Source organism: Streptomyces ochraceiscleroticus, from assembly GCF_000720485.1.
Taxonomy (GTDB): Bacteria; Actinomycetota; Actinomycetes; order Streptomycetales; family Streptomycetaceae; genus Streptomyces; species Streptomyces ochraceiscleroticus.
In genome coordinates, this window is record NZ_JOAX01000005.1 from 450,956 (window position 1) to 475,136 (window position 24,181).

Genomic DNA, 24,181 nt, shown 5'->3' on the forward strand with positions numbered 1-24,181 from the left:
GCGTCATTGTAGGGCGTTGCGGGGGATCGCCCGAAGCAGGTTTTTGCATGTTTGGGACTCGTCAGGCCAGCAGGGAGCGCCAGCGGTCGGCGGAGTCTCTCATGTCCAGGATGACTCGTTCCAGGAATGTGCCTGCTCTGGTCAGCCGTTGTCCGACGGGGGTGTCGGGCCCGAAGGTTTCCGCTGCTGCCATCGCGGCGCGCGCCGACGCGAGGGTCTGCTGTGAGCTGACCACGATCGAGTGGTACCAGGCGTCGTCGTCGATCACGTAGATGTCGCGGCGCCGTTGCGGGTCGCGCTCGCGCCGGACATAGCCGTGCTGGACCAGGAAGTTCACGGCCAGGGAGACGGAGGCCGGGCTGACATTCAGCCTGCGGGTCAGCTCGGCTGCGGTGCGTCTGCCGTCCTCGGAGAGCAATAGGTCGACGTGTACGCGCGCCGTCATCCTCGGCATCCCCGACCTGACCGCCAGCTCGATGATCTCCTCTTCCGCCGCGCTGCTCGGCGCACCGGCCTCGCGCGGGGGTGCCGGTGTGCCTCGCCGCGCCCGTTGGACCGTCGCGTGGTGCGCCTGCTGGGGCCGGTAGCTGCTGGGGCCGCCGTTGCGTGCGACCTCCCGGCTGATCGTCGAGGTCGTCCGGTCGAGCCGTCTGGCGATCTCGGCGTAGGAGAGGCCGTCGGCGAGTCCGGCCGCGATGCGCTGGCGGTCCTGCTGGGTCAATCGTCCTCCTGGCATGCCGTCAGTATTGCCTTTGCCGTCATTCATTGCAACGCGGTGTTGCATTCGAGGTCAGGGTCATTGCATCGATTTGCCGCCATGTACCTGGGAAAACTTGGGGAGTTGGTTATTGATTTATTGACGGAGCGGTGAATGCAACGTAGCTTTCGGGGTGTGTTAAACGCGTACTGTCGCGAGATGAGGAATGGTCATGGGTGAATCCGTCCACACCGTCACAACGCTGCCGACGGCGCGTCAGTCCGGCTGCCCCTTCGACCCGCCGGCAGAGCTGACGGACGCCCGCCGGCACGGCCCCATCAGCCACTACACCTTCCCCGGCGGCAAGGCCGGCTGGCTGATCACCGGATACGACCTGGTCAGATCGGTGCTGGCCGACTCGCGGTTCAGCTCGCGCAAGGAGCTCATGCGCTACCACCCGACCATCGACTACGGCGACATCGAGGTCCCTCCGGCGTCGCCCGGCGAGTTCCTCCTCATGGACGACCCGGAGCACCGGCGCTATCGCAAGCCGCTGATGGGCAAGTTCACCGTACGGCGGATGCGACTGCTCACCGAGCGCGTCGAGCAGATCACCGCCGACTGCCTGGACGCCATGGAGAAGACCGGACCGCCGGCCGACCTGGTGACGGCGTTCGCCAAGCCCATCCCCGCCATCGTCATTTGCGAGCTGCTGGGGGTGCCGTACCAGGACCGGGGCTCCTTCCAGGCGAACGTCGAGTCCTTCATGAACGGGGAGACCAGCGACGAGGACCTGATAGCGGCCTACACCGCGACCCAGAACTACCTCGCGGAGCTGGTGGCCGCCAAGCGCGCGCACCCCACCGACGACGTACTGAGCGACCTCACCGACAGCGACCTGACCGATGAGGAACTCAGAGGGATCAGTCTGATCCTGCTGGCGGCCGGGCTCGACACCACCGCCAACATGCTCGCGCTGGGCACCTTCGCGCTGCTGCAGAACCCGGCGCAACTGGCCGCGCTGCGCGCCGATCCCGGGCTCACCGACCAGGCCGTGGAGGAGCTGCTGCGGTATCTGAGCGTCGCCAAGACGTTCATGAGGACCGCGCTGGAGGACGTCGAGCTGGGCGGCCAGACCATCAAGGCCGGCGCGCCCGTCATCCTCTCGTACCACACCGCCAACCGCGATCCCGAGCGCTTCACCGACCCGCACGTGCTCGACCTGAAGCGGCAGGACGGCGGGCATCTGGCCTTCGGCCACGGCATCCACCAGTGCCTGGGCCAGCAACTGGCCCGCGTCGAAATGCGGGTCGCGTTCTCCGCCCTGGTCACGCGCTTCCCCACGCTGCGCCTGGCCGTACCGGCCGAAGAGGTCGGCCTGCGCCCGGAGACCGCGGACATCTACGGGGTGAAGAGCCTTCCGGTCACCTGGGACGTGTGACCGCGAGACCGTGAGGAGTGTGGCCGCGAGCCGTCCATTGGATGCGGGCGTGTCCGGCTGCGATGGCGGCGGAAGGCGGCGAAGATGGGTGGGAGTTCCGGAGTAGTGAGGTAGCGCGGCAGGACAAGTGGCAGAGCAAGTGGCAGAGCGACTCAGGAGATGACGCCGATGACCGGAAGCGGTAAGGACTCCGCCGGGGAGCAGTACGACGCCACACCGTTTCTGCCGCAGCGCGGTGGGCTTGCGGCGCATCGGCGTTCCGCGGCGGATTGCCGGGGCTGCCCGCTCTTCCAGGACGCCACCCAGACCGTCTTCGGAGCGGGCAGCCCTTCGGCACGCGTCATGCTCGTCGGCGAGCAGCCGGGTGATCAGGAGGACCGCCAGGGGGAGCCGTTCGTCGGGCCGGCCGGCGGCCTCTTGCGGAAGGCGTTGCAGGACGCCGCCATCGACGTTGATCAGGCGTACGTCACCAACGCGGTGAAGCACTTCAAGTTCACCCCTGCGTCGCGGGGCAAGCGCCGGATCCACAAGGCACCGAGCCTGCGGGAGATGACGGCTTGTCGTCCCTGGCTCCATGCCGAGCTGCGCCTGGTCGACCCGGAGGTGGTGGTGGCGCTCGGGGCGACCGCCGGCAAGGCGCTGCTGGGGCCGTCGTTCCGGGTGACGAAGGACCGGGGCACGCTCATTCCCTTCCCTCAGAAGGAAGAGAACGCTGAGAAGGGGGAGAGGGGTGGTGGGTTCGTCGTCGCCACACTCCACCCGTCGGCGATTCTGCGGTCCGATGACCGCGAGGCGGCGTTTGCCGGCCTGGTGTCGGACCTGCGTGTCGTGGCCGGCGCGCTGTCCGGTAAGTCTTAGCGCCTTTGTCGCTCACGTTCCCGTGGTGGCCGCGCGGAGGACGACGCTGACCTGTCGGCCGAGAGGGCCCTGGATCATCCGCACCTCACTGGCGAGGAGTTCGACGATGGCGAGGCCCCGGCCGTGTTCGTCGGGGGCGGCGTCCCGGGGCGGCCGCGGCCCGACCGGGACACCGGAGTCCGTCACCGAGATCCGCAGGACCCCGGAGGACAGGGACAGGTGGACGGTCATGTCGCGACGGCCGTACTGAGCGGCGTTCGCGGTGAGTTCGTCGACGACGAGCTCGGCGGACTCGCGGTCGGCGGACGGGAACCGCCACTGGGCCAGGATGGCCGCGACGCAGTGACGTGCCGCCGGAACCCAGCGCACCTCTGCCGGCAGCGACAGGACGGCCTGGTGATCGGGGCCGGTCCGGTAGCCGTGGGGAGCTACGGGCGGCGCCGTCCGGGCGGGGGAGATGACCGGCCGGGGAACCGGCCGCTGTGCCGTGCGGGGCGCGGCGGGCGGTTGCTTCGTCTCGCGGAGGGTTGTGGTGCTCATGATCGACCCCGGAGTGTGCAGGAGGGGGGGGTGGCGTGTGCGAACCGCCTGGTGACTGCTTCAGTACTTCACTGCTTCACTGCTTCACTAATGACGCTACGCATCCGCTTCGCGCGCCGTAGCTGGGCAAGGGGATGAAAGCGCCCCCTCCTTTCGGAGGGGGCAGGTGGTCGCCGGTGGCCGTCAGGAGGCCCGCCGCTCGCCGGACCACGCCTCTCGGCGTTCCCGTACGGCGTCGAGGGCGTCGAGGACCTGCTCGGCGATGTCCTCGACGGGGCCGGTGGCGCGGATGGTCAGGAGAAGGTCCTCGTAGTAGGCGAGCAGGGGTGCGGTCTGGCTGCGGTAGACCTCCTGGCGGCGGCGGATGACGTGCTCGGTGTCGTCCGTACGGCCACGGGCCAGCAGCCGCTCGAGCAGCACGTCCTCCGGTACGTCGAACTCCACCACCGCGTCGAGCTGCTGCCCCTCGGCCGCGAGCACCTCCGCCAGGACATCGGCCTGTGCCGTCGTCCGCGGGAAGCCGTCCAGCAGGAACCCCTTGGCGGTGTCGGGGGCGGTCAGCCGGTCCCGGACCATCGCGTTGGTCACGTCGTCGGGGACCAGGGCGCCCGCGTCCAGATACTCCGCGGCCCGGCGGCCGAGCGGGGTCCGGCCGCCGACGTGTTCCCGGAACAGGTCGCCGGTCGAGATGTGGGGGACGCCCAGGGCGGTGCCGAGGATGGCTGCCTGGGTGCCCTTGCCCGCGCCCGGCGGGCCGATGAGGACGAGTCGCATCGGGGAGGGTGCCTTTCTGGTTGTTGCGTGAGGGAGTGGGGGCTGGAGGGGAGTCAGTCGCTCTTCGCGGCGGGGCCGCCGAGGCCGTTGTTGATCAGGCTCATGACGGACGCGTCGGCGAGCGTGGTGACGTCCCCGATCTCCCGCTGCTCCGCCACGTCCCGCAGCAGCCGGCGCATGATCTTGCCCGAACGGGTCTTGGGAAGTTCCGGCACGACCATGACCTGCCGGGGCTTGGCGATCGGGCCGATCTCCTGCGCCACGTGGTTCCGCAGCGCGGTGATCGTGTCCGCGGCCTCGGCCGAGCCGTCCGCGGCGCTCCCGCGCAGGATGACGAACGCGACGATGGCCTGCCCGGTGGTGGCGTCCGTCGCGCCGACCACCGCGGCCTCCGCCACGCTCGGGTGGGAGACCAGCGCCGATTCCACCTCGGCGGTGGAGATCCGGTGCCCGGAGACGTTCATGACGTCGTCGACCCGGCCCAGCAGCCAGATGTCGCCGTCCTCGTCGTACCGCGCGCCGTCCCCGGCGAAGTAGTAACCCTGCTGAGCGAACCGGGACCAGTACGTCTCGCGGTAACGCTCCGTGTCCCCCCAGACACCGCGCAGCATCGCCGGCCAGGGGCGGTCCAGCACCAGGTAGCCGGACTCGCCCTTGCCGACCTCGACGCCCTGGTCGTCGACGACCTTGGCGGAGATGCCGGGGAGTGGGGTCTGGGCCGAACCGGGCTTGGGGGCCAGGCCGGTGCCGGGCAGCGGGGCGATCATGATCGCGCCGGTCTCGGTCTGCCACCACGTGTCGACGACCGGCGTACGGTTGCCGCCGAGGTGCTCCCGGTACCACAGCCACGCCTGCGGGTTGATCGGCTCACCGACGCTGCCCAGCACCCGCAGCGAGGAGAGGTCGTAGCGCGCCGGGATGTCCTCGCCCCACTTCATGAAGGTGCGGATGAGGGTGGGCGCGGTGTAGTAGATCGAGACGCCGTACTTCTGGATGATCTCGAAGTGGCGTCCCTCGTGCGGGGTGTTGGGCGTGCCCTCGTACATGACCGAGGTGGCGCGGTTGGCCAGCGGCCCGTACACGATGTACGAGTGCCCGGTGATCCAGCCGATGTCGGCGGTGCACCAGTACACGTCCTGCCCGGCCCGGTGGTCGAAGGCCGCGCGGTGGGAGTACGCGGCCTGGGTGAGATAGCCGCCGGAGGTGTGCAGGATGCCCTTGGGCTTTCCGGTGGTGCCCGAGGTGTAGAGGATGAAGAGCGGGTGCTCGGCGTCGAATGCCTCGGGGGTGTGCGTATCGGCCTGGGCATCCACCAGGTCGTGCCACCACAGGTCCCGGCCCTCGGTCCAGGCCACCGCCGAGCCCGTACGGCGGACGACCAGGACGTGCTCGATGCTCGGCGTGTGCGCGACCGCCTCGTCGGTGCCGTCCTTCATGGCCACCGCCTGGCCCCTGCGGTACTGGCCGTCCGCGGTGATCAGCAGCTTCGCCTCGGCGTCCTCGATGCGGGACTGCAGCGCGGCGGGGGAGAAGCCGCCGAAGACGACGCTGTGCGGCAGGCCGAGCCGGGCGCAGGCCAGCATCGCGAACACCGCTTCGGGGATCATCGGCAGCTGGATCGCGACCCGGTCGCCGGTGGCCAGGCCGAGGGAGAGCAGCGCGTTGGCGGTCCTGCTCACCTCGCGCTGCAGGTCGGCGTAGGTGATGTTCCGGGTGTCGCCCGGCTCGCCCTCCCAGTGGAAGGCGACCTGGTCGCCGTGGCCCGCCTCGACGTGCCGGTCCACGCAGTTGTACGCCACGTTGAGCCGGCCGTCGGCGAACCACTTCGCGAACGGTGCGTCCGACCAGTCCAGCACCCGCGTCCACGGAGTGTCCCAGTGCAGCCGGGCGGCCTGTTCCGCCCAGAACCCGCCCCGGTCGTCTGCCGGGGCGGGGGCCGGGATCTGGTCCTCGGCAGCAGTGTGTCGGTCCGTTCGCCGGGTCATGCGGGGGCCTCCGGTGGATGAGCGTGGTGATGGGTGAGGGGTGAGGGGTGAGGCAACAGGTATGACGCCACAAGTGCGGTGCGAGCGGTGCTGCTGTGCGGCTGCGCCCGCCCGCGACGTCGTCACTGTTGCCGGGCAAGGTTGGTGTGAGGTTGGTGCGCGGATTCGGCGAAGGGTGTCCGGGCGGCGCCGCGGCGGCCCTTCGCCGGCCGCGACCGGGCGATGCGCGGTACCAGCGGTGCGGTGGTGCGGCGGCGCCAGGCGCCCTGCCACACCCCCCACCCGTACGCGAGATCGTCCAGCCGCCGGATCGCCGTGTACGTGAGCGGGTCCAGCGCCGCGCCGGACCGCCGGTGGTCGGCGAGCCCTTCGGCGACGGCGGCCGCGAGCAGCACGTACCGGGCACGGCTGCTGCATGCCGCGGCGGCCACGGCGAGCGGCCAGTGATGCCGGGTCGCGCAGCGCAGCAGTTGTTCCGCGGTGCCGCGCAGCGCGGCGAGCGAGAGGAGCGTCCCCGCGCGGACGGGGGCGTCGGCATCGGGCATCCGCCGCGTGAGGCGTACGGCGGATGCCGCGGTCAGTGCCGCTGCCGCGGCGGTCGGGGCGGGGCCGCCGCGCAGCAGCAGTGCGCAGGCGGCCAGCGACCAGGGGGCGCTGTACAGCGGCGGCACCTGGCCGGGGTGGCGCAGCGCCAGGTCCGCCGCGCCGGTGCCGTACCCGGCGCGCTGGGCGAGCCAGCTCCGCAGGTCGGTGCGGTGCCGGTGGCCGACCCGGGACTGCGGTACGTAGCGCAGCCGCCACCCGGCGGCGTGCAGCCGGTGGCACAGGTCCACGTCCTCGGCGACCCGCATCGTGGGGGCGAAGCCGCTGCCGACGGCGGACCTGCGGACGACGATGGTGGCGCTGGGCACGTACGCGAGCGCGGACAGCGGGACGACGGGGCCCTCGCGCGCGCCCATGTCCAGGGGGGAGCGGACCTCCTCGTACCGGTCCAGGCGGCCGGGGCCGGGCACGGGAACCGCGACGATCCGGGGCGCGGCGAGCGCCACCGCCGGGTCGGCGAACTGCGCCAGCAGCGGTGCCAGCCAGCCCGCCTCGGGCCGCACATCGGAGTCGCAGAACGCCACGTAGGGGGTATGGGCATGCCGCAGTCCGGTGTTGCGGGCGGCCGCCGGGCCGCGGTTGTGCGGGTGGACGAGCAGCCGGGCGCCATGCTTGCGGGCCGCCTCGGCCACGGGGGCCGGGTTCCGCGAGCCGTCGTCCACCACCAGCAACGGCAGGTCCTCGGTCTGCGGGTCGGCGCGCAGGGCGGCCAGCAGCCGGTCCAGCAGGTCGGCCCGGTCCCGCACGGGGATGACGACCGTGGCCCGGCCCGGCGGGTGCGCGGGCGGGCGCGGATGCGCCGCTCCGGCGTCCAGCAGCCGCCGGGCGAGCGCCGCGGTGGTCCGGTCGGTGACGGTGAACCGGCCGCCGTCCAGCAGAAGGGCCGCCTTGGCGGTCATCCGCAGCAGCCGCGGCGGCGAGCCGCCGAGCAGCAGCCGGCCGTCGCGCGACCGGTGCACCTGCCCGTCGAGCTCGACACCGAAGCCGTACGGCAGTCCGGTACCAGGTGGCGGCGGAAGATCCGGTGCGGTCGTCATCCGGCGAACCCCCCATCGGCGTGCAGCACGGTTCCGGTGACCGAGGCGGCCGCTTCCGAGCACGCGAAGGCGACGACGGAGGCGACCTCCTCGGGTTCCAACAGCCTTTGCAGAAGCTGGTGTTCGGCCAGCTCCTCCGTATCCGCCAGGCCGTACAGGTCGGCGGTGGCCCGCAGCATGTCCGTGCGGGTGGACCCCGGCGATACGGCGACCGCGTTGACGCCGGTGCCCTGCAGGTCGCAGGCGAGGGAGCGGACCAGCCCGAGCACGGCGTGCTTGGCCGCGCAGTACGAGCCCAGGCCCCACAGTCCGCGGTGTGCGGCGGCCGAGGCGAGCGCGACGAACCGGCCGGTGCGCGGCCGCGGCCGGCGGAGCAGGGCCGGGACGGCCGCGCGGGTGAGATGCGCGACGCCCAGCACGTCCACGTCCAGCAGGGTGCGCCAGTGCGCGTCGGAGTGCTCCCACACCGGGCCCCCGCCGAGCAGCACGGCCGCACCGGCCACGGCCGCGTCCAGCCCGCCGAACTCCGTCTCGGCGAGCTCCACGGCGGCCCGCAGCGCGGCCGCGTCCCGCACGTCCGCGTGCACGGCCCGCACCAACGGGAACTCCCGCTCCAGCGCCTCCAGTTGGCCGGGCCGGGCCAGTGGGTACGGCACGTCGGGATCGTCCGCGCAGCGGTCCACCGCGACCACCGCCCAGCCGTCCTCCGCCAGCCGCGTCACGGTCGCGGCCCCGATGCCCCGGGCGGCGCCGGTCACGACGGCGACCCGCCGGCCGGTCACCGGGCCCGTCATCGCGGGACTCCGTGCGCGAGGCCCGCGCCGAGCCGGCCCCGGTCGGACACCTGCCAGCCGCGGATGGCGTCGGCGAGGCCGGCCGCCATCCGCTCCAGCAGCCGTTCCCCCTCGCTCGCACTGGCCCCTTCGGGGTCGCCGAGGACGCCGGAGGGGCTGACGCCGCGCACGGAGTCGCGTACCAGCCGCTCCATCAGCAGATGGATCGGCTCGGTCGGCCCGGCGACGGCCCGCTCCCCGCGTACGGCCTCGGGCCGCAGCCGCAGCATCATCGACGTCTCGGTGCGGCCCGCGTGCGCGTCGGAGCCGCGCGGGACGCACGGCCACCAGGCCACGTCCCGGCTCTCGCCGCGCAGCCCGGTCACCGCGTCGGCCAGGCTCGTCAGATTGCCACCGTGCCCGTTGACCACCAGCAGGCGGCCCGCCCAGCGCAGCATCGAGCGGCCGATCTCAGTGACCAGCATCCGCAGCGCGACGTGCCCGATGGACACCGTGCCGGCGAAGCCCTCGTGCTCGCCGCTGGCCCCGTAGGACTGTACCGGTGCGATCACGAGGTCCAGCTCGCCGAGCAGCCGGGCGGCGGCCCGCTCGGCGACCGCCGAGGCCACCGCGGCATCGGTGTCCAGCGGGAGGTGCGGACCGTGCTGCTCGCAGGAGCCGAGGGGCAGCAGGACCAGGGGGCGGCGCTCGGTGAGCTCCGGCCAGGCCAGGTCCGCGAGAGGGGTACTCATGGCGTGTTCTCCCGGTACCGCGGTCGCATCTCAGACGCCCAGCGAGCGGGTGAAGCCCCGCGGGATCACCACATCGTCGGCGCTCAGTTCATGGATGCTGGAGCGCCCCAGCCCGAGCAGCGCCGAGTCGATGCCGCCGCGCAGGACGTCGAGCACGTTCTCCACCCCGGTCTGGCCGCCCGCGGCCAGGCCCCACAGGTAGGCGCGCCCGATCATCACCGCCCTGGCGCCGAGCGCGACCGCCTTGACCACGTCGCTGCCGCGGCGGATTCCGCCGTCGAGCAGCACCTCGACCTGGTGGCCCACGGCCTCGGCGATGGACGGCAGGACGCGGATCGGTGCCGGGGTGGCGTCCAGGTTGTTGCCACCGTGGTTGGACACGGAGATCGCGGTCACGCCCGCGTCCACGGCCCGCTTGGCGTCGTCCACCCGGCAGATCCCCTTGAGCAGGAACGGGCCGCCCCACTGCTCGCGCAGCCAGGCGACGTCCTCCCACGACGGGGGCGGCGTCTGCATCCACTCGCCGTAGGCCCCGAAGAAGGTCGGTGCCGGGCTGCCGGGCTCGGCGATGTTCGGCGCGGTCAGGTCCGGGATGCTGCCGCTCTTGAGGAAGTCGAGCAGCCAGCGCGGGCGGGACAGCGTCTCGGGGGCGAAGCGGAGCATCGCCTTGAGGTCCAGCCGCTCGGGGATCTTGGGGCTGCCCCAGTCCCGGCCGTGTGAGAAGGACCAGTCGAGGGTGACGATCAGCCCCTTGGCCCCGGCCGCGCGGGCCCGCTCCATCCGCTGCAGCATGACGTCCCGGGTGCCCATCCAGTACACCTGGAAGAACGTCTGCGGATTGGCCTCGACGACGTCCGCCAGCGGCTTGCTGGCGAAGGAGCTCAGGCCCATCGCCGTGCCGCGGGCCGCCGCCGCGCGGGCCACGGCCACCTCCCCGTCGGGGTGTACGGCCTGTACGCCCGTCGGGGAGATGATCACCGGCAGCGAGATGTCCTGCCCCATGACCGTCGTCGCCATCTCACGCTTGGCCGACAGTCCGGCGACATGCGGGGCGAAGCCGAGCTGGGTGAAGGCCGTGGTGTTGTCGTCGTAGGACACACCCTTCTCGGAGCCGGCGAGCAATGCGCTGTAGACGGATTTCGGCAGCCGCTTCCGGGCCCTGCGCTGGGCCTCCGTCACGGTCTCGAACCAACCGCTCATGGCTTCTTCCTCTTTCGTCGTCTCTCGGTTCGGTCGTTCGGACGCGCGACGCTGCTGCCGTTCACCGCGCTTCCATGCCGGCCAGCGGGCTCTCGTCGCAGAAGCGGTCCGGGCGGCTGACCTTCAGCGCGGGCATGCCCAGGGAAACCGGCTGGCTGCGCACCGGCCCCTTGTGCGAGTGGTCGGTGCCCTGCGGGGGCAGCGCGGCACGGTCGACGGCGGCCAGTGCGGTGGCGCCGTGGCCCTTGACGCACTCGGGGTCCGGGCCGTCCAGCGGCAGCCCGGTGAAGAACTTCGCCGCCATGCAGCCGCCCTGACACACGTCGTACGCCGAGCAGGAGCGGCACGCGCCGCCGGTCTGCTCGCCGCGCAGCTCCTGGAACAGCGAGGAGGACTGCCACACCTCGGCGAAGCCGCCGGGGGAGCGGACGTTGCCCGCCTTGAACGCGTCGTGGATGGCGAACGGGCAGGCGTACACGTCCCCGACCGGGTCGATCAGACACACCACGCGCCCCGCACCGCACAGGTTCAGCCCCGGTATCGGTTCCGAGCCCAGTGCGTTGAGGTGGAAGAACGAGTCGCCGGTGAGGACGCGCTCGCCGTGACCGACCAGCCAGTCGTACAGCTCGAGCTGCTGCTCGGCGGTGGGGTGCAGCTCGTCCCAGACATCCGCGCCGCGCCCGGACGGCCGCAGCCGGGTGATGCGCAGCTGGGCGCCGTACCGGTCGGCGATCGCGGCGAAGTCGTCCAACTGCGACACGTTCTGCCGGGTCATGACCACCGAGATCTTGAAGTTCTCGAAGCCTGCCTCGGCGAGATTCTCCATGGCCCGGATCGCCATGTCGTACGAGCCGGGTCCGCGGACCGCGTCGTTGACCTCGCGGGTCGCGCCGTCCAGGGAGATCTGTACGTCGACGTAATCGGTCGCGGCCAGTTGCCGGGCGCGCTCGGGCGTGATCCGCAGCCCGTTGGTGGAGAACTTCACGCCCACCTGGTGGGCGATCGCGTAGTCCAGCAGCTCCCAGAAGTCGGCGCGCACGGTCGGCTCGCCGCCGCCGACGTTGATGTAGAACACCTGCATCCGCTGCAGCTCGTCGATCACCGACTTGATCTCGTCGGTGGACAGCTCCATCGGGTCGCGCCGCCCGGAGGAGGACAGGCAGTGCGCGCAGGCCAGGTTGCAGGCGTAGGTCCACTCCCAGGTCAGACAGATGGGGGCGTTGAGCCCGTGCTTGAACTGCTCGACGAGCATGGTGGCTCCAGCTCTCTAAACGGGGACGATCATGTCGGTGGCGGCGAGCACGGCCAGCGCGCGAAGCGTCGGCTCGTGCTGCGCCGCCGGCAGCGTGGCCAGCGCCTCCCGGGCGCTGGGGTGCTCGCCGAGGTGCTCGACGAGCTCCACCAGCGCCAGGTCCTTCAGGAAGGACAGCCGGCGGTTGCCGAAGTGGTACGCGAGCGCCCCGAACGGCTCGGGGCGCAGCGCGACGTTGGGATTGAGCCGGTAGCCCCGGTCCGGACTGAAGGAGGCGGTGGGCGCGGGCATTAGTACACGCCGCACATGCCGTCGATGGAGACCTCTTCGACGAGGAGCTCCTCGGTCAGGTCCTCGGGGGTGAAGGCGGTCGCGTCGTTGTCCTGCTCGATCGCGGTGAAGTCGTCCTGCATGGCGGACCTCCTGGAGAGAGGGGTTGGTGGGAACGGATTCGACGTTAGGCGCGGCCTCGGGACCGCCCCACCATGCGACCGGGCCCCCTCGACCTGTCCGATCGGAGGGGCATCCGCGCACCCCGTCCGAACGGACGGGCACCCTCCCGTCCGATCGCGCCCGGCTGCCGTCCGCCTGGCCGGTACCCCCGTCGCGGCCCGCTCCCGGAAGGTGAATCACGCCACTCGTCGAGCAGAGAGGAACCGGAGATCATGCAGGTCGATGAACTTCTCAAGCCGTTTCCGATCAAGGAATTCCACCCCTTCCCCCGGGCGATGATGGGCCCGGGCGCACATGAACTGATCGGCCCCGAGGCCAAGAAGCTCGGCTTCCGCCGCACGCTCGTGATGACCACGGGCCTGCGCGGCAGCGACACCGTCCACAAGATCGTCGAGTCGATGAAGTACCACGGCCTCGAGGTCGTCGTGTACGACAAGGTCGAGTCGAATCCCAAGGACTACAACGTCATGGACGCCGTGGCGATGTACCAGGAGAACAAGTGCGACTCGTTCGTCTCCATCGGCGGCGGGTCCTCGCACGACGCCTGTAAGGGCGCCCGTATCTCGGTCGCGCACGACGGCCGCAGCGTCAATGAGTTCGAGGGCTTCAACAAGTCGGAGAACCCCAAGAACCCGCCGCACATCGCGGTGTCCACCACCGCAGGAACCGGCTCGGAGACCTCGTGGGCGTACGTCATCACGGACACCACGACCGACCCCGACAACCCGCACAAGTACGTGGCGTTCGATGACGCTTCGGTGGCCTCCCTCGCCATCGACGACCCGACGCTGTACTACGACTGCCCGCTGGACTACACCGCGCAGTGCGGCTTCGACGTGCTCGCGCACGCCTCCGAGCCGTATGTCTCGCGGCTCAACTTCCAGCCTTCGCTGGGCAATTCGCTGCACGCCATCAAGCTGACCGCGCAGCACCTGCGGCAGGCGGTGTGGAACGGCCAGGACCTGGCCGGGCGCGAGGGGATGATGTACGCGCAGTACATCGCGGCACAGGCATTCAACTCCGGTGGCCTGGGCATCATCCACTCCATCTCACACGCCATCAGCGCCTTCTACGACACCCACCACGGGCTCAACAACGCCATCGCGCTGCCCCGTGTCTGGGCGTTCAACATGCCCGCGCAGTACGAGCGGTTCGCCGACATCGCCGAGGCGATGGGCGTCGACACGCACGGCATGACCAAGGTCAAGGCCGCCGAGGCGGCGCTGGCGGCCGGCATCCGGCTGCTTCGGGACGTCGGCATCCCGGAGAAGTTCACCGACGTCACCCAGGACTCCTACTCCAAGAACCGGCTGGGCCAGGGCCCGACGAAGTTCTACGAGCAGGCGTCGGTCATCAAGGGCGACGACGCGGACGTCGACCGGATCACCCACCACGTCCTCGGTGACGCCTGCACCCCGGGCAACGCCAAGGAGTGCACGTTCGACACCGTCCGCCCGGTCGTCGAGCACTGCATGAACGGCGACCTGGACGACCTGCTCGGCTGAGTCGCTCCTGAGTGACCAGCGAGCGACATCGGCAGGAGCGGGGGCGGCACCTCCCCCCGCCCCCGCTCCGCCCCCGGACGGAGTTACGGAGGAATCGTGCACGGCACAGATCATTCTCAGGAGCCGTTTCAGGACCAGGAGTTCGGCTCGGTCGATGACGTCGTCCAGCGCTTCGCGGCCCACGGCTACATCGCCGACCGCCGGCTCGCCACGACGGTGTTCCTGCTCGCCAGGCTGGAGAAGCCGGTGCTGCTGGAAGGCCCGGCCGGGGTCGGCAAGACCGAACTGGCCAAGGCACTGGCCGCGGCCTCGGGACGCCGGCTGTTGCGCCTGCAGTGCTACGAGGGCCAGGACGAGAGCAAGGCGCTCTACGAGTGGGACTACGGCAAGCAGCTCCTCTACACCCAGATGCTGCGGGACAAGATCGGTGAACTCACCGCCGACGCGCCCGACCTGGCCACCGCCGTGCACCGGATCGGCGAACAGGACAGTGTGTTCTTCTCCGACCGGTTCCTCGCACCGCGCCCGCTGCTGGACGCGATCCGCGGCGAGCAGCCGGCCGTCCTGCTGATCGACGAGGTCGACCGCGCGGACGAGGCCCTGGAGGCCGTACTGCTGGAGTGCCTGGCCGAGTACCAGGTCTCGGTGCCCGAGATCGGCACGTACACCGCGAAGGTCCCGCCGTACATCGTGCTCACCTCCAACAACACCCGCGACCTGTCCGCCGCGCTCAAGCGGCGCTGTCTGCACCTCTTCCTGGACTACCCGGACGCGGACCGTGAGCTGGAGATCCTGCGCTCGAAGGACACCGGGCTGCCGGAGGCCGCCGCCCAGCTGCTGGTGGAGGTCGTACGCGGCCTGCGCGAGCTGGACCTGCGCAAGAGCCCCAGCATCTCCGAGACCATCGACTGGGCCCGCACGCTGGCCGTACTCGGTGTCGACGAACTGGACCCGGAGATCCTCGCCGAGACCGCCAACGTGGTCCTCAAGTACGAGCGGGACATGAACCGCGCGCTGGGCGTGCTGCCCCGGCTGGTCGACCCCAACCGCGAGCTGCCCGCTCCGGGGCACCATCACGACGGGCACGGGCACCACCACGGGCACGACCACGGTCCGGGCCACAGCCACGATCACGGCCCCCACGACGGCCACGACGGCCATGACGGCGAGCCCGATGGAACGGCCGTACGGACCGCCATGGACCAGCAGGGCCGCCACGACGAGGGCTACTACGGCGCGCCAGGAGCGGGCCCGGTCAGCCGCCCCAAGCCGGGCGGCGGCCAGGGCGCCCGTGCCTTCGCCGCCATCGCCCGGCGCCGGACCGACTGAGCCGGGGGCGAGGGCATGCAAAGCAGCGTGCACCGGTTCGTCCGCCTGCTGCGCCTCTTCGGGCTGCGGGTGTCGGTGTCGGAAGCCATGGACGCCATGCGCGGGGCGGCCCAGCCCGGGGTGCTCGACCAGAGGGAGACGCTGCGCGAGGCGCTGCGGATGACGCTGGTCAAGGACCGGCGCGACGACGAGGTCTTCGACGAGCTGTTCACGGCGTACTTCTCGCTGCTCCCGGTGGGCGGCGGGGACGGCGGGCACGGCCACAGCCATGAGCACGACGACCTCACCGACACCGGCGCACTGGAGTCCTTCACCGTCTCCGAGGAGCCCTCGGAGCTGCCGCAGCAGGGCCACAGCCACGACAAGCCCGCCGACATCCGCGACTACTTCGACCAGCGGGACCTGGCCCAGCAGTACAACCTGCACCAGGAGGCCAACAAGATCGACATGGCCTCGATGACCGACGAGATCGTCCTGTCCAAGGACCGGGCGACCGGGGGCGCGGACGCGGCCCCCTCCGTGCAACTGGAGACCGAACGGCTGCACGGCGCGGGCATCCCCGGACAGCTCGCCACGGCGACCGGGCAGCGTATTGACACCGAACTGACCGTCGCCCAGCAGGACGCCCTCTTCGGCTGGCTCGACCGGGAAGCTGATGACGACGACGCCGACGAGGAAGCCCTCGCCGCGCTCCGCCGGCAGCTCACCGGGGTCATCGGGAACCTGCCCGAGCTGCTGAAGCGGCATCTGGAGCGGCTGGCCGGCATGGAGACGGTGGCTCAGGAGGCCGCACAGCCCGTCGAACGGGCCCGCCTCGACTCGGTCGACGAGGACGAGCGGGCCCAACTGGAGGAGGCGCTGCGGCGCGTGGGTCGCTCCGTGCGCGGCGCGCTGACCAGCCGCCGCCGGGTCAGCCCGCGCGGCCGGGTGGACGCCGGACGCACCATGCGCCGGAACATGCGTTACGACGGCATTCCGTTCCGCCCGGTCACCACCGTCCGGGCCGAGGACAAGCCGCGGGTGGTGGTGCTGGCCGACGTCTCGCTCTCGGTACGGGCCACTGCACGGTTCACCCTGCACCTCGTCCACGGCCTGCAGTCGCTCTTCGGGCAGGTCCGCTCCTTCGCCTTCGTCGACGAACCCACCGAGATCACCGAGCTGTTCACCGAGCATCCGCTGGAGCGGGCCCTCGGGCTCGTCTTCGACGGGCTGCAGGGCGGCGGACTGCTCGACACCGATGCCAACTCCGATTACGGCAAAACCTTCGACCTGCTGCTGGCCGACCACGCCGCGGCCCTGGGCCGGCGCACCAGCCTGATCGTGCTGGGCGACGGCCGCGGCAACGGCAACGACCCGCGGACCGGAGCCTTCGAGGAGATCACCCGCAGGGTGCGGCAGACGATCTGGCTGACCCCGGAACCCCGGTACTCCTGGGGCCTGGGCGCCTGCGACCTGCCGCGTTACGCGGAGTTCTGCGACCGCGTCCAGGTGGTCGCGGACCTCGCAGGGCTGCAGCGCACGGCCCACCGGATGGCGGCGGAGGCGACCGGACGATGAGCGTTCCCGATCTGCGCCGTGCGGCGCAACGCATCGATCCGCTGGCGGCGAATGCGCCCGGCCGGTACGCCGACGACGTGGTCGTCGTGATCCGGGAGAGCCCGTCGCAGGGCCGCGACCGGGATCCTGCGCCGATCGTGCGGACCGAGCACTTCTGTCTGCGCCGGCGCGGCCGCCGGGTGGAAGTCGGCCACTGGCTGCGTCCCGGCCAACTGGACAACGACCTGGCGGGGCTGCTGGCGGAGGAGCTGTTCGCGCCCGGCTGGCTGTCCGGTCCCGACATCTTCGAGCGGGTCTTCACCGGCGTGGTGCGCTCCTGCGTGGACGGACCGCTGGCCGCCTGGACCACTTTCTACGAGAACACACTGACCCGGATCCGGGAGTGCTGGCAGGATCCCGCGGCGGACTGCGACCACTCCTCGATCGCGGGGTTCGCACCCGTGTACCGCCGCACGCTGGACCTGGTCGAGGCGGGCACCGTCCTGGACATGGGCTCCTGCTTCGGGTTCCTGCCGCTGATGCTCGCCCGTCGCCCCGGCCACACCGTGATCGCCTCCGACCTCTCGCGCGGCACCATGCGGCTGCTCGGCGCCGCCTCGGAGGCGCTCGGCCTGCGCCTGGGCACCCTGGCCTGCGACGCGTCGCGGGTGCCGCTGCCGGATGCGTCGGTGGACACCGTCACCGTCATCCACGTGCTCGAACACCTCGATCCCCAGCACGGCGACGCGGTAGTGGAGGAGGCACTGCGGCTCGCCCGGCGGCGGGTGGTGGTCGCCGTGCCGTACGAGGACGAGGCGACCTCCGCGTACGGCCACGTCCGGTGCTTCGACCAGGACCAGTTGGACCGCATGGGCCGCCGCACGGGCCGCCCGTACACCGCCTCGTCGTACCACGGCGGCTGGCTGGTCCTGGACACCGGCTGACCCCCTGACCCGCACGCCACGACACACACCTGCGCCATCCCACAGACCTGCGCCACCTCGAACCTGCGCCACCTCACCAGCATGCAACGAGATGCAAAGGAGCGTCCGATGGCTGTATCGGAACAGGCCGCGGTGGAGACACCCACCGCGGCGGCACAGGCAACACCCGGACCGCTGGACGGAGATCCGGCACTGATCGGCGTGCCCACCTTCATCGTGGGCTCGATCGCCCTCGGCCTGACCCTGATCGGATACGTACCGGCGGACGCCGTCGGCGCACCGGTCACGATCATCCTCGCCGCCACCGCCATCGGGCAGCTCATCGCCGCGCTCTGGGCGGCTGCCCTGGGGCAGAGCGCGGTCGCCGCGATCTTCGGCATCTTCACCGGCTTCTGGCTCAGTTACGCGGTCCTCGTCCTCGGGCTGCTGCACAACTGGTTCGGCATCACCCCCAAAGCCGCGACCGGGGCCCAGGCACTCTTCCTGATCTCCTGGCTGGCCACCGTCGTCCTGCTCACGCTCGGCACCCTGCGGCTGCCCGCCGCCTTCACCCTGCTGTTCGTGCTGATCGACGTGGCACTCACGCTGGTTCTGCTCGCCACCCTGGGCGGTTCCGCGACCCTGCAGACCGCGGGCGGATACACCGTCTTCTCCTTCGCGGCGGTCGGCGCGTACCTCTTCTTCCACGTGACGTCGGTGGCCACCGGCGGACGCGGACTGCCGCTCGGCCGGCCGGCCGTGGGCGGCTGACCCGGCGCACGCACCACCGATCCGAAGGCGAGCGGGGGCCGGCCACAGCCGGCCCCCGCCCCTTCGCGTCCTGCCCGCTGGCGAGGGCCCTCAGATCACGCCCATCTTGCTCGCCTCGTACACCGCCTCCGCACGGCTGCTGGCGTCCAGCTTGCGCATGATGTTGCGTACGTGGAACTTCACCGTGGTCTCGGAGATGAACAGCTTCGCGCCGATGACCCGGTTGCTCAGACCGTGGGCGAGCAGTTCCAGCACCCGCTGCTCCCGCTCGGTGAAGGTGGCCTTCGCCGGCTCCGGATCGGCCTTGACGCGCATCGAGCGCACCATCGCGGCCGCGGACCGGGAGTCGAAGGCGCTCTCGTCACGGGCCACCGCCCGGATGGCGCGCAGCAGTTCGGTGGTGTCCACGTCCTTGACGACGTACCCGCGCGCGCCGTGCTGGATGGCCGCCGCGACCAGGGAGTCGTCCAGGAAGGTGGTGAGGACGAGGACCGCCAGGCTCGGGTGCCGCTCGGTGAGCTTGGCACAGAGGTCCAGGCCCTCGGTGTCGGCGCCCGTCGACAGCTTCAGGTCCAGCAGTGCGATCGAGGGGCGGGCGCGTTCGATGACGGCCATGGCCTCGGCGGCCGTACTGGCCTCGCCCACCACCTCCAGGTCCTCCTCGCGCTCCAGGATCGAGCGCAGCCCGTGCCGGACGATCGCGTGGTCGTCGACCAGGATGATCCGTACGGGGGAGGTCAGCGGTGCGGCCGGCGCCTGCTGTTCAGTAATCATCGGATTCCTCCTGTTCGACGCCCACCGGCAGGGGGATGGCCACCCGCAGCAGGATGCCGCCCATCCGCGACCGGCGGATGGACAAGATGCCGCCCAGCTCCTCGGCCCTGGCGACCATGTTCGTCAGTCCGCGGTGGCGGCCCGAGGTGTCACCGGCCCGGGACAGCCGCAGCGCCCGGCGCAGTTGGGCCGGATCGCCGCTGCCGTCGTCGGAGACGCTCAGCGTGACCGAGTCGGGCAGGTAGCGCAGCCGTACCAGTGCCCGGTCGGCCTTGCCGTGGGTGGCGGAGTTGAAGAGCGCCTCACCGGCCAGCCGCAGGATCGACTGTTCGGCCTGCGGTGGCAGTGATACCGGGCTGCCCTCCACCCGTACCCGCACTTCCAGGTCGGTGGTCTGGTGGACCGTGGAGAGCCGCTCCAGCATCACCGGCAGTGGTCCTGATGGTTCGTCAGAGGTGTGGTGCAGGGCGTAGATCGCGTTGCGCAGCCGTTCCACGGCCTGCCGGTTCAGGTCCTTGGCCGAGGTCAGCCGCAGTGCGATGTCCTCGGCCGGGCCACCCATCGCGGCCAGCTCCGCCCGGCACACCTCGATGGTCATGCCCGCGCTGAGTACGTACTGCGTGACGCTGTCGTGCAGCTCCCGGGCGATGCGGTGCCGCTCGTCGTCCAGCGTCTGCCGTTGCATCGCGTGCAGCAGCCGCGCCTGGGTCTCGGCCAGCTCGGCGCTGCGCGCTGCCAGGTCCCTGGCCTGCCGCTGCGCCGCCTCGGAGAGCTGCTCGGTGCGGCCGCGCAGCCGGGTGGCGGCGTGGAAGAGAAAGGAGTTGTGCAGGGCCACGGCGGCCTGGTTCGCGAGCACCCGGAGGATCGCCAGGTCGGTGGCGGCCACCTCGAGACCGGGGCCGGGCCGGGCCACGATGCCGCCCACCGGTTCGTCGTCCAGGGTCATCGGCGCCCGCACCCACCCCTCGCCGCCCGGCGTGGACTCGGCCTCCCAGGGCCGGGTCCGCAGGATTTCCAGGTGCGCGCGGACCTCGGCGGGCAGCCGGGACTCGTCGTCGATCAGTACATCGTCGGCGTAGAGCAGGAAGCGCGGCCGGGCCGCGCGCAGCGCGCCGTCCGCCACCGCCAGCAGCAGCCAGCGCGCCTGCAGGTGCTCGGCCGCCGCCCGTACCACTGCCTCGACCAGCGCGCGCGGACCCTCGGCCGTGCGGACCAGGGCCCGCGAGATGCCGTCCAGCGCTTCCACGGCCCGCTCCAGGCGCTCGGTGGAGCGGATGTAGGCCGGGTAGTACGAGCGCTTGCCCGAGCGCAGGCCGGTGAGTACGCCCAGGTCGGCGGTGGGCGGCGGGTCCCGGTCCGGTTCGTTCATGGCGGTCACCTCACAGGGCCGCGCGGAAGAGCGCCTCGATGTCCGCCACGTCCACGTCCCTCGGGTTGGTGGCCAGACAGGCGTCCTTCAAGGTGGTGCGGGCCAGTTGGGGCACATCGGCCTCGGTGACCCCCAGACTGCTGAGATTCTTCGGTACGCCCACCGCGTCCGCCAGCTCCCGGACCTTCTCGGCGAGGGCGTAGGCCAGTTCGTTCGACGGCGCACCCTCGTCCGCCAGTCCTGCCGCCGTGGCGAGCGCCTGGTAACGCTGCGGCAGCATATCGGCGTTGAACCGGATGACGTGCGGCAGCAGGACGCCGTTGACCACGCCGTGCGGCGCGTCCAGCAGGCCGCCGACCTGGTGGCTCATGGCGTGCGTCGCCCCCAGGATCGCGTTGGTGAACGCCATGCCGGCCTCCAGCGACCCCTGTGCCATCGCCAGCCGCGGGCTGACCTCCCGGGGCCGCAACTGGGTGCCGAGCAGATGGCCGGTGATCAGTTGCACGGCGTGCAGGGCGTGGTTGTCGGTCAGCGGATTGTGCGCCCGGGAGACGAACGCCTCGATGGCGTGGGTCAGCGCGTCCAGGCCGGTGGCGGCGTTGAGCCACTCCGGCATGGTGGTCAGCAGCCGGGGGTCGATCACCGAGATCTCCGGCACCAGCGTGCGGCTGATGATGGTGATCTTGATGTGTGCCGCGGTGTCGGTGATCACCGCGAACTGTGAGACGTCGGCGCCGGTGCCGGAGGTGGAGGGCACCATGACCGTGGGCGGGATCGGGTGCACGACCTGGTCCACGCCCTCGTACGCGAGAATGCGCCCGCCGTTGCCGGACAGGATCGCCACGCCCTTGGCCGCGTCGATGCACGAACCGCCGCCCAGCCCCACGACCACATCGCAACCACTCGCCGCGTAGTGCTCGAAGGCGTCCGCGATCTCGTGGTCCTTCGGGTTGGGTGTCACCCCGTGCCACACGATGGGGCGCAGTCCGGCCGCCCGCAGATGGCCCAGGGCCTCGTCCACCCAGCCCGCCTCGATCAGCCCGGGGTCGGTGATCAGGAACGGGCGCCGCCCGCCGACCCGGAGCACACAGTGCCCCAGCTCGGCCAGCGACCCGGGTCCGAAGACGATCTCCGGGGCGTGGAACTTGGCGAGATGGCACGGTTCACGTCCGGCACCTGGTGCGATCCGCTGCGGGCCGACCAGTTCTTCCGGGCGTGCGTCGCCGTACCAGTCGCCGGCTGACCGGTCACTCTCGGTCATGATGGGCCTCCCGGCAGAAAGGGCACGGGACCTCCAGACTGCGGAGTCAATGACGCAGGGCACGAGACATCGCCAGCGGTTGCGCGACCTCCATAGATTTAACAGAGCCGTGACGTGCGGTAAACAAGGTAGGCGTGCTCACTCGCGCCGCGCACTCTCCATTATGGCGCGCCTGCCCCTCCGATCGGTCAGGTGCATTTCAGGACAGTGCGCCGGACAATGATCACCAGCGCGTGCCGATGGGCATGACGACGATGAAGAAGCCAGGAACTGCTATTCCGTCGGGAACTGCTATGTCAGAGCATGTGGGACTTCGGCAGCGACGGGCCGCGCTGGAGGGCGAGTGGGCCCGTCGGGTGCCGGAGCTGAAGACGGTCCGCCGGGTCCTGCCCGGCGACGCGGCGCTGCGCCGCGAGGTCACCGAATCCTGGGTCCGCTCGCTGGACTCCGTCGACCCGCAGCGGGACAGCGCGCCGACCTCCGAGGGCGGCACGGTGGGGTCCGGCTGGTCCGGGTCGCTGCTGCGGGGCCCGGTGACCGCGCTGGCCGACGAAATGCGCAGCATCGCCGACGACGCGGGGTTCGTCGCCGCGGTCACCGACGAGTCCGGCACAATCCTGTGGACCTGCGGCGGCCGCGTCATGCGGCGCCGGGCCGAGCGCGTCAACTTCGCCCCCGGCGGCCGGTGGGACGAGCCCGCCATGGGTACCAACGCGCTCTCGCTCGCGCTGCGCACCGGCCGTCCGGCCACCGTCTTCTCCGCCGAGCACCTGGTCGCCGCGCTGCACGGCTGGGTCTGCTACTGCGCCCCGATCCACGCCCCCGACGGGCGGATCCTGGGCGTGCTGGACCTCTCCACCACCTGGGACCGCTCGCACCCGCTGGCCATGTCGACCGTACGGACCCTGGCGGCCGGCATCGAGGCCGGACTGCGGACCGCCCCCGGGGCGCTGCCCGGGCAGGACGGCCGCGCCTCGGAGGTGCGGCTCTCGTGCCTCGGCAGCGAAGATGTCGTACGGGACGGCGCGCTCCTGCGGCTGCGTCCCCGCCAGCTCGAGATCCTGACGCTGCTCGCGCTGGAGCCCGACGGCTACTCGCCGGACCGGCTGCGCGAGGCGCTCTACGGCGACCGGCCGGTCACCGCCTCCACGTTCAAGGCGGAGGTCTCCCATCTGCGGCGCGCGCTCGGCGGCGCCGTCGCCACCCGCAAGTACGCCCTGACCACCGCCGTCACCTGCGATGCCGTCGAAGTCCTGCGGGCGCTGGAGCGCGGTGACACCGAGACCGCCGTACGGCACTACCGCGGCCCGCTGCTGCCCGACTCCGAGGCGCCGGGCATCGTGGCGTGGCGCGAGCACCTGGAGGTCGCCGTACGGGAGGCCGTACTGGCCAGCGCCCGCCCGGAACACGCCTTGCGGTTCGGCGAGTACGCGCCGTACGACGCCGCGGTGCACGAGCACGCGCTGGATGTACTGGGCACGCACGACGTCCGCCGCGGGATCGCCGCCGGGCGGCTGCGGACGGCGCTGCGGGCCTGAGAGCCGCAGGGGCTTGACGGCACCGGGTGCCGCGTGGCGTGCCGGTACCGTGCCGTTTACACGGAGTTCCCCAACCTTTCGCCAACCTCGTGCGGCCACAGTGAGCAGGGTTACGACGGCGTTGCCGTCACATCACCCGCACATTGATTCCCAGCGAGGAGCGCAGCAATGGTGTACTCCCAGCCCGGCACCGACGGCAGCGTCGTCAGCTTTGCCCGGCAGTACGACAACTTCATCGGCGGCGACTGGGTCGCGCCGGTCAAGGGCGAGTACTTCGACAACGCGTCGCCGGTGGACGGCAAGACCTTCACCCAGGTGGCCCGCTCCTCCGCCGAGGACATCGACCTCGCCCTGGACGCCGCCCACGCCGCGGCCGGCAAGTGGGGCCGCACGTCCACCACCGAGCGTGCCAACATCCTGAACAGGATCGCCGACCGGATCGAGGAGAATCTCGAGAAGCTGGCGGTCGCCGAGACGTGGGAGAACGGCAAGCCGGTCCGCGAGACCCTGGCCGCCGATCTCCCCCTGGCCGTCGACCACTTCCGCTACTTCGCCGGGGTGGTACGCGCGCAGGAAGGCAGCCTCTCCGAAATCGACGCGGACACCGTCGCGTACCACTATCACGAGCCGTTGGGCGTGGTCGGCCAGATCATTCCGTGGAACTTCCCGCTGCTGATGGCGACTTGGAAGCTGGCGCCCGCCCTTGCGGCCGGCAACTGTGTGGTCATCAAGCCCGCCGAGCAGACCCCGGCCAGCCTCCTCGTCCTCATGGACCTGATCGCCGATCTGCTGCCGCCGGGCGTGGTCAAC

General features: G+C 71.3%; 23 protein-coding genes. 9 read left to right on the plus strand and 14 right to left on the minus strand.

What is annotated here, in order from left to right; genetic code table 11:
- Nucleotides 1-61: 61 nt before the first annotated feature.
- Nucleotides 62-736 (minus strand): GbsR/MarR family transcriptional regulator, encoded by a 675-nt coding sequence (locus tag IG84_RS0109800; protein ID WP_031053939.1) that lies wholly within the window; start codon nt 734-736, stop codon nt 62-64.
- 193 nt (nt 737-929) lie between these two features.
- On the opposite strand from IG84_RS0109800, the gene IG84_RS0109805 reads away from it, so the two are divergent.
- Complete coding sequence (locus tag IG84_RS0109805) at nt 930-2,138, plus strand: cytochrome P450 (RefSeq protein WP_031053940.1); 1,209 nt, start codon at nt 930-932, stop codon at nt 2,136-2,138.
- A 159-nt stretch (nt 2,139-2,297) separates the two neighbouring features.
- Entirely contained in the window at nt 2,298-2,996 is a 699-nt protein-coding gene (locus IG84_RS0109810; protein WP_078648718.1) for a UdgX family uracil-DNA binding protein, read from the plus strand.
- Between the two features lie 12 nt (nt 2,997-3,008).
- Here the strand turns inward: IG84_RS0109810 and IG84_RS0109815 are convergent, their stop codons facing one another.
- The 10 genes from IG84_RS0109815 to mftA form a co-directional block, all read right to left on the minus strand.
- Complete coding sequence (locus tag IG84_RS0109815) at nt 3,009-3,536, minus strand: ATP-binding protein (RefSeq protein WP_078648719.1); 528 nt, start codon at nt 3,534-3,536, stop codon at nt 3,009-3,011.
- Nucleotides 3,537-3,719: 183 nt separating this feature from the next.
- Nucleotides 3,720-4,310: an adenylate kinase gene (locus IG84_RS0109820; protein WP_031053945.1), complete on the minus strand. Its 591-nt coding sequence runs from the start codon at nt 4,308-4,310 to the stop codon at nt 3,720-3,722.
- A 53-nt stretch (nt 4,311-4,363) separates the two neighbouring features.
- A complete protein-coding gene (gene acs, locus IG84_RS0109825; protein WP_031053946.1) occupies nt 4,364-6,295 on the minus strand; it encodes an acetate--CoA ligase in 1,932 nt (643 codons plus the stop codon).
- A 122-nt stretch (nt 6,296-6,417) separates the two neighbouring features.
- Nucleotides 6,418-7,935 (minus strand): mycofactocin biosynthesis glycosyltransferase MftF, encoded by a 1,518-nt coding sequence (mftF, locus tag IG84_RS0109830; protein ID WP_078648720.1) that lies wholly within the window; start codon nt 7,933-7,935, stop codon nt 6,418-6,420.
- Complete coding sequence (locus tag IG84_RS0109835) at nt 7,932-8,729, minus strand: mycofactocin-coupled SDR family oxidoreductase (protein WP_031053950.1); 798 nt, start codon at nt 8,727-8,729, stop codon at nt 7,932-7,934. Before IG84_RS0109835 ends, mftF begins: the two co-directional genes overlap by 4 nt.
- Entirely contained in the window at nt 8,726-9,460 is a 735-nt protein-coding gene (gene mftE / locus IG84_RS0109840; protein ID WP_037799669.1) for a mycofactocin biosynthesis peptidyl-dipeptidase MftE, read from the minus strand. The genes IG84_RS0109835 and mftE overlap by 4 nt, the downstream gene beginning before the upstream one ends.
- A 30-nt stretch (nt 9,461-9,490) precedes the next feature.
- Nucleotides 9,491-10,660: a pre-mycofactocin synthase MftD gene (gene mftD, locus IG84_RS0109845; protein ID WP_031053954.1), complete on the minus strand. Its 1,170-nt coding sequence runs from the start codon at nt 10,658-10,660 to the stop codon at nt 9,491-9,493.
- Nucleotides 10,661-10,721: 61 nt separating this feature from the next.
- Nucleotides 10,722-11,912: a mycofactocin radical SAM maturase gene (mftC, locus tag IG84_RS0109850; RefSeq protein ID WP_031053956.1), complete on the minus strand. Its 1,191-nt coding sequence runs from the start codon at nt 11,910-11,912 to the stop codon at nt 10,722-10,724.
- A gap of 15 nt (nt 11,913-11,927) precedes the next feature.
- Nucleotides 11,928-12,203 carry a mycofactocin biosynthesis chaperone MftB gene (gene mftB, locus IG84_RS0109855; protein ID WP_031053958.1) on the minus strand — a complete coding sequence of 92 codons (276 nt, stop codon included), beginning with the start codon at nt 12,201-12,203 and terminating at the stop codon, nt 11,928-11,930.
- Nucleotides 12,203-12,325, minus strand: a complete 123-nt coding sequence (gene mftA, locus IG84_RS39255) for a mycofactocin precursor MftA (protein ID WP_063761771.1) — start codon at nt 12,323-12,325, stop codon at nt 12,203-12,205. Before mftA ends, mftB begins: the two co-directional genes overlap by 1 nt.
- 252 nt (nt 12,326-12,577) lie before the next feature.
- On the opposite strand from mftA, the gene mdo reads away from it, so the two are divergent.
- The 5 genes from mdo to IG84_RS0109885 all read left to right on the plus strand — a co-directional run bounded on the left by mdo (nt 12,578) and on the right by IG84_RS0109885 (nt 18,429).
- The gene (gene mdo / locus IG84_RS0109865) at nt 12,578-13,870 is read left to right on the plus strand and encodes an NDMA-dependent methanol dehydrogenase (protein ID WP_031053960.1); all 1,293 of its coding nucleotides are present in this window, start codon (nt 12,578-12,580) and stop codon (nt 13,868-13,870) included.
- Nucleotides 13,871-13,966: 96 nt separating this feature from the next.
- The gene (locus IG84_RS0109870; protein ID WP_031053963.1) at nt 13,967-15,199 is read left to right on the plus strand and encodes an AAA family ATPase; all 1,233 of its coding nucleotides are present in this window, start codon (nt 13,967-13,969) and stop codon (nt 15,197-15,199) included.
- Between the two features lie 15 nt (nt 15,200-15,214).
- Complete coding sequence (locus tag IG84_RS0109875) at nt 15,215-16,756, plus strand: VWA domain-containing protein (RefSeq protein ID WP_031053965.1); 1,542 nt, start codon at nt 15,215-15,217, stop codon at nt 16,754-16,756.
- Nucleotides 16,753-17,679, plus strand: a complete 927-nt coding sequence (mftM, locus tag IG84_RS0109880) for a mycofactocin oligosaccharide methyltransferase MftM (RefSeq protein ID WP_031053967.1) — start codon at nt 16,753-16,755, stop codon at nt 17,677-17,679. The genes IG84_RS0109875 and mftM overlap by 4 nt, the downstream gene beginning before the upstream one ends.
- A gap of 108 nt (nt 17,680-17,787) precedes the next feature.
- Nucleotides 17,788-18,429: a GPR1/FUN34/YaaH family transporter gene (locus IG84_RS0109885; protein WP_031053969.1), complete on the plus strand. Its 642-nt coding sequence runs from the start codon at nt 17,788-17,790 to the stop codon at nt 18,427-18,429.
- Nucleotides 18,430-18,519: 90 nt separating this feature from the next.
- Here the strand turns inward: IG84_RS0109885 and IG84_RS0109890 are convergent, their stop codons facing one another.
- The 3 genes from IG84_RS0109890 to IG84_RS0109900 are packed head-to-tail and all read right to left on the minus strand — an operon-like array spanning nt 18,520 to nt 21,833.
- On the minus strand, nt 18,520-19,203 hold the full coding sequence (locus IG84_RS0109890; protein ID WP_031053972.1) for a MadR family response regulator transcription factor: 684 nt from the start codon (nt 19,201-19,203) through the stop codon (nt 18,520-18,522).
- Nucleotides 19,193-20,572, minus strand: coding sequence for a MadS family sensor histidine kinase (locus tag IG84_RS0109895; protein WP_031053975.1), 1,380 nt, complete (start codon nt 20,570-20,572; stop codon nt 19,193-19,195). Before IG84_RS0109895 ends, IG84_RS0109890 begins: the two co-directional genes overlap by 11 nt.
- A gap of 10 nt (nt 20,573-20,582) precedes the next feature.
- Nucleotides 20,583-21,833 carry an iron-containing alcohol dehydrogenase gene (locus IG84_RS0109900; RefSeq protein WP_037799675.1) on the minus strand — a complete coding sequence of 417 codons (1,251 nt, stop codon included), beginning with the start codon at nt 21,831-21,833 and terminating at the stop codon, nt 20,583-20,585.
- A 293-nt stretch (nt 21,834-22,126) separates the two neighbouring features.
- On the opposite strand from IG84_RS0109900, the gene IG84_RS0109905 reads away from it, so the two are divergent.
- Both IG84_RS0109905 and IG84_RS0109910 read left to right on the plus strand, forming a co-directional pair.
- On the plus strand, nt 22,127-23,371 hold the full coding sequence (locus IG84_RS0109905) for a GAF domain-containing protein (protein WP_031053978.1): 1,245 nt from the start codon (nt 22,127-22,129) through the stop codon (nt 23,369-23,371).
- Between the two features lie 168 nt (nt 23,372-23,539).
- Nucleotides 23,540-24,181 (plus strand): aldehyde dehydrogenase family protein (locus IG84_RS0109910; protein WP_031053981.1); only part of this gene is annotated, 642 nt, incomplete at its 3' end.

What these genes read in the sequence shown, in the direction of transcription:
- IG84_RS0109800 (WP_031053939.1), bottom strand. Translation starts at nt 736, where the DNA reads ATGCCAGGAGGACGATTGACCCAGCAGGACCGCCAGCGCATCGCGGCC.
- IG84_RS0109805 (WP_031053940.1), top strand. Translation starts at nt 930, where the DNA reads ATGGGTGAATCCGTCCACACCGTCACAACGCTGCCGACGGCGCGTCAG.
- IG84_RS0109810 (WP_078648718.1), top strand. Translation starts at nt 2,298, where the DNA reads ATGACGCCGATGACCGGAAGCGGTAAGGACTCCGCCGGGGAGCAGTAC.
- IG84_RS0109815 (WP_078648719.1), bottom strand. Translation starts at nt 3,536, where the DNA reads ATGAGCACCACAACCCTCCGCGAGACGAAGCAACCGCCCGCCGCGCCC.
- IG84_RS0109820 (WP_031053945.1), bottom strand. Translation starts at nt 4,310, where the DNA reads ATGCGACTCGTCCTCATCGGCCCGCCGGGCGCGGGCAAGGGCACCCAG.
- acs (WP_031053946.1), bottom strand. Translation starts at nt 6,295, where the DNA reads ATGACCCGGCGAACGGACCGACACACTGCTGCCGAGGACCAGATCCCG.
- mftF (WP_078648720.1), bottom strand. Translation starts at nt 7,935, where the DNA reads ATGACGACCGCACCGGATCTTCCGCCGCCACCTGGTACCGGACTGCCG.
- IG84_RS0109835 (WP_031053950.1), bottom strand. Translation starts at nt 8,729, where the DNA reads ATGACGGGCCCGGTGACCGGCCGGCGGGTCGCCGTCGTGACCGGCGCC.
- mftE (WP_037799669.1), bottom strand. Translation starts at nt 9,460, where the DNA reads ATGAGTACCCCTCTCGCGGACCTGGCCTGGCCGGAGCTCACCGAGCGC.
- mftD (WP_031053954.1), bottom strand. Translation starts at nt 10,660, where the DNA reads ATGAGCGGTTGGTTCGAGACCGTGACGGAGGCCCAGCGCAGGGCCCGG.
- mftC (WP_031053956.1), bottom strand. Translation starts at nt 11,912, where the DNA reads ATGCTCGTCGAGCAGTTCAAGCACGGGCTCAACGCCCCCATCTGTCTG.
- mftB (WP_031053958.1), bottom strand. Translation starts at nt 12,203, where the DNA reads ATGCCCGCGCCCACCGCCTCCTTCAGTCCGGACCGGGGCTACCGGCTC.
- mftA (WP_063761771.1), bottom strand. Translation starts at nt 12,325, where the DNA reads ATGCAGGACGACTTCACCGCGATCGAGCAGGACAACGACGCGACCGCC.
- mdo (WP_031053960.1), top strand. Translation starts at nt 12,578, where the DNA reads ATGCAGGTCGATGAACTTCTCAAGCCGTTTCCGATCAAGGAATTCCAC.
- IG84_RS0109875 (WP_031053965.1), top strand. Translation starts at nt 15,215, where the DNA reads ATGCAAAGCAGCGTGCACCGGTTCGTCCGCCTGCTGCGCCTCTTCGGG.
- mftM (WP_031053967.1), top strand. Translation starts at nt 16,753, where the DNA reads ATGAGCGTTCCCGATCTGCGCCGTGCGGCGCAACGCATCGATCCGCTG.
- IG84_RS0109885 (WP_031053969.1), top strand. Translation starts at nt 17,788, where the DNA reads ATGGCTGTATCGGAACAGGCCGCGGTGGAGACACCCACCGCGGCGGCA.
- IG84_RS0109890 (WP_031053972.1), bottom strand. Translation starts at nt 19,203, where the DNA reads ATGATTACTGAACAGCAGGCGCCGGCCGCACCGCTGACCTCCCCCGTA.
- IG84_RS0109895 (WP_031053975.1), bottom strand. Translation starts at nt 20,572, where the DNA reads ATGAACGAACCGGACCGGGACCCGCCGCCCACCGCCGACCTGGGCGTA.
- IG84_RS0109900 (WP_037799675.1), bottom strand. Translation starts at nt 21,833, where the DNA reads ATGACCGAGAGTGACCGGTCAGCCGGCGACTGGTACGGCGACGCACGC.
- IG84_RS0109905 (WP_031053978.1), top strand. Translation starts at nt 22,127, where the DNA reads ATGTCAGAGCATGTGGGACTTCGGCAGCGACGGGCCGCGCTGGAGGGC.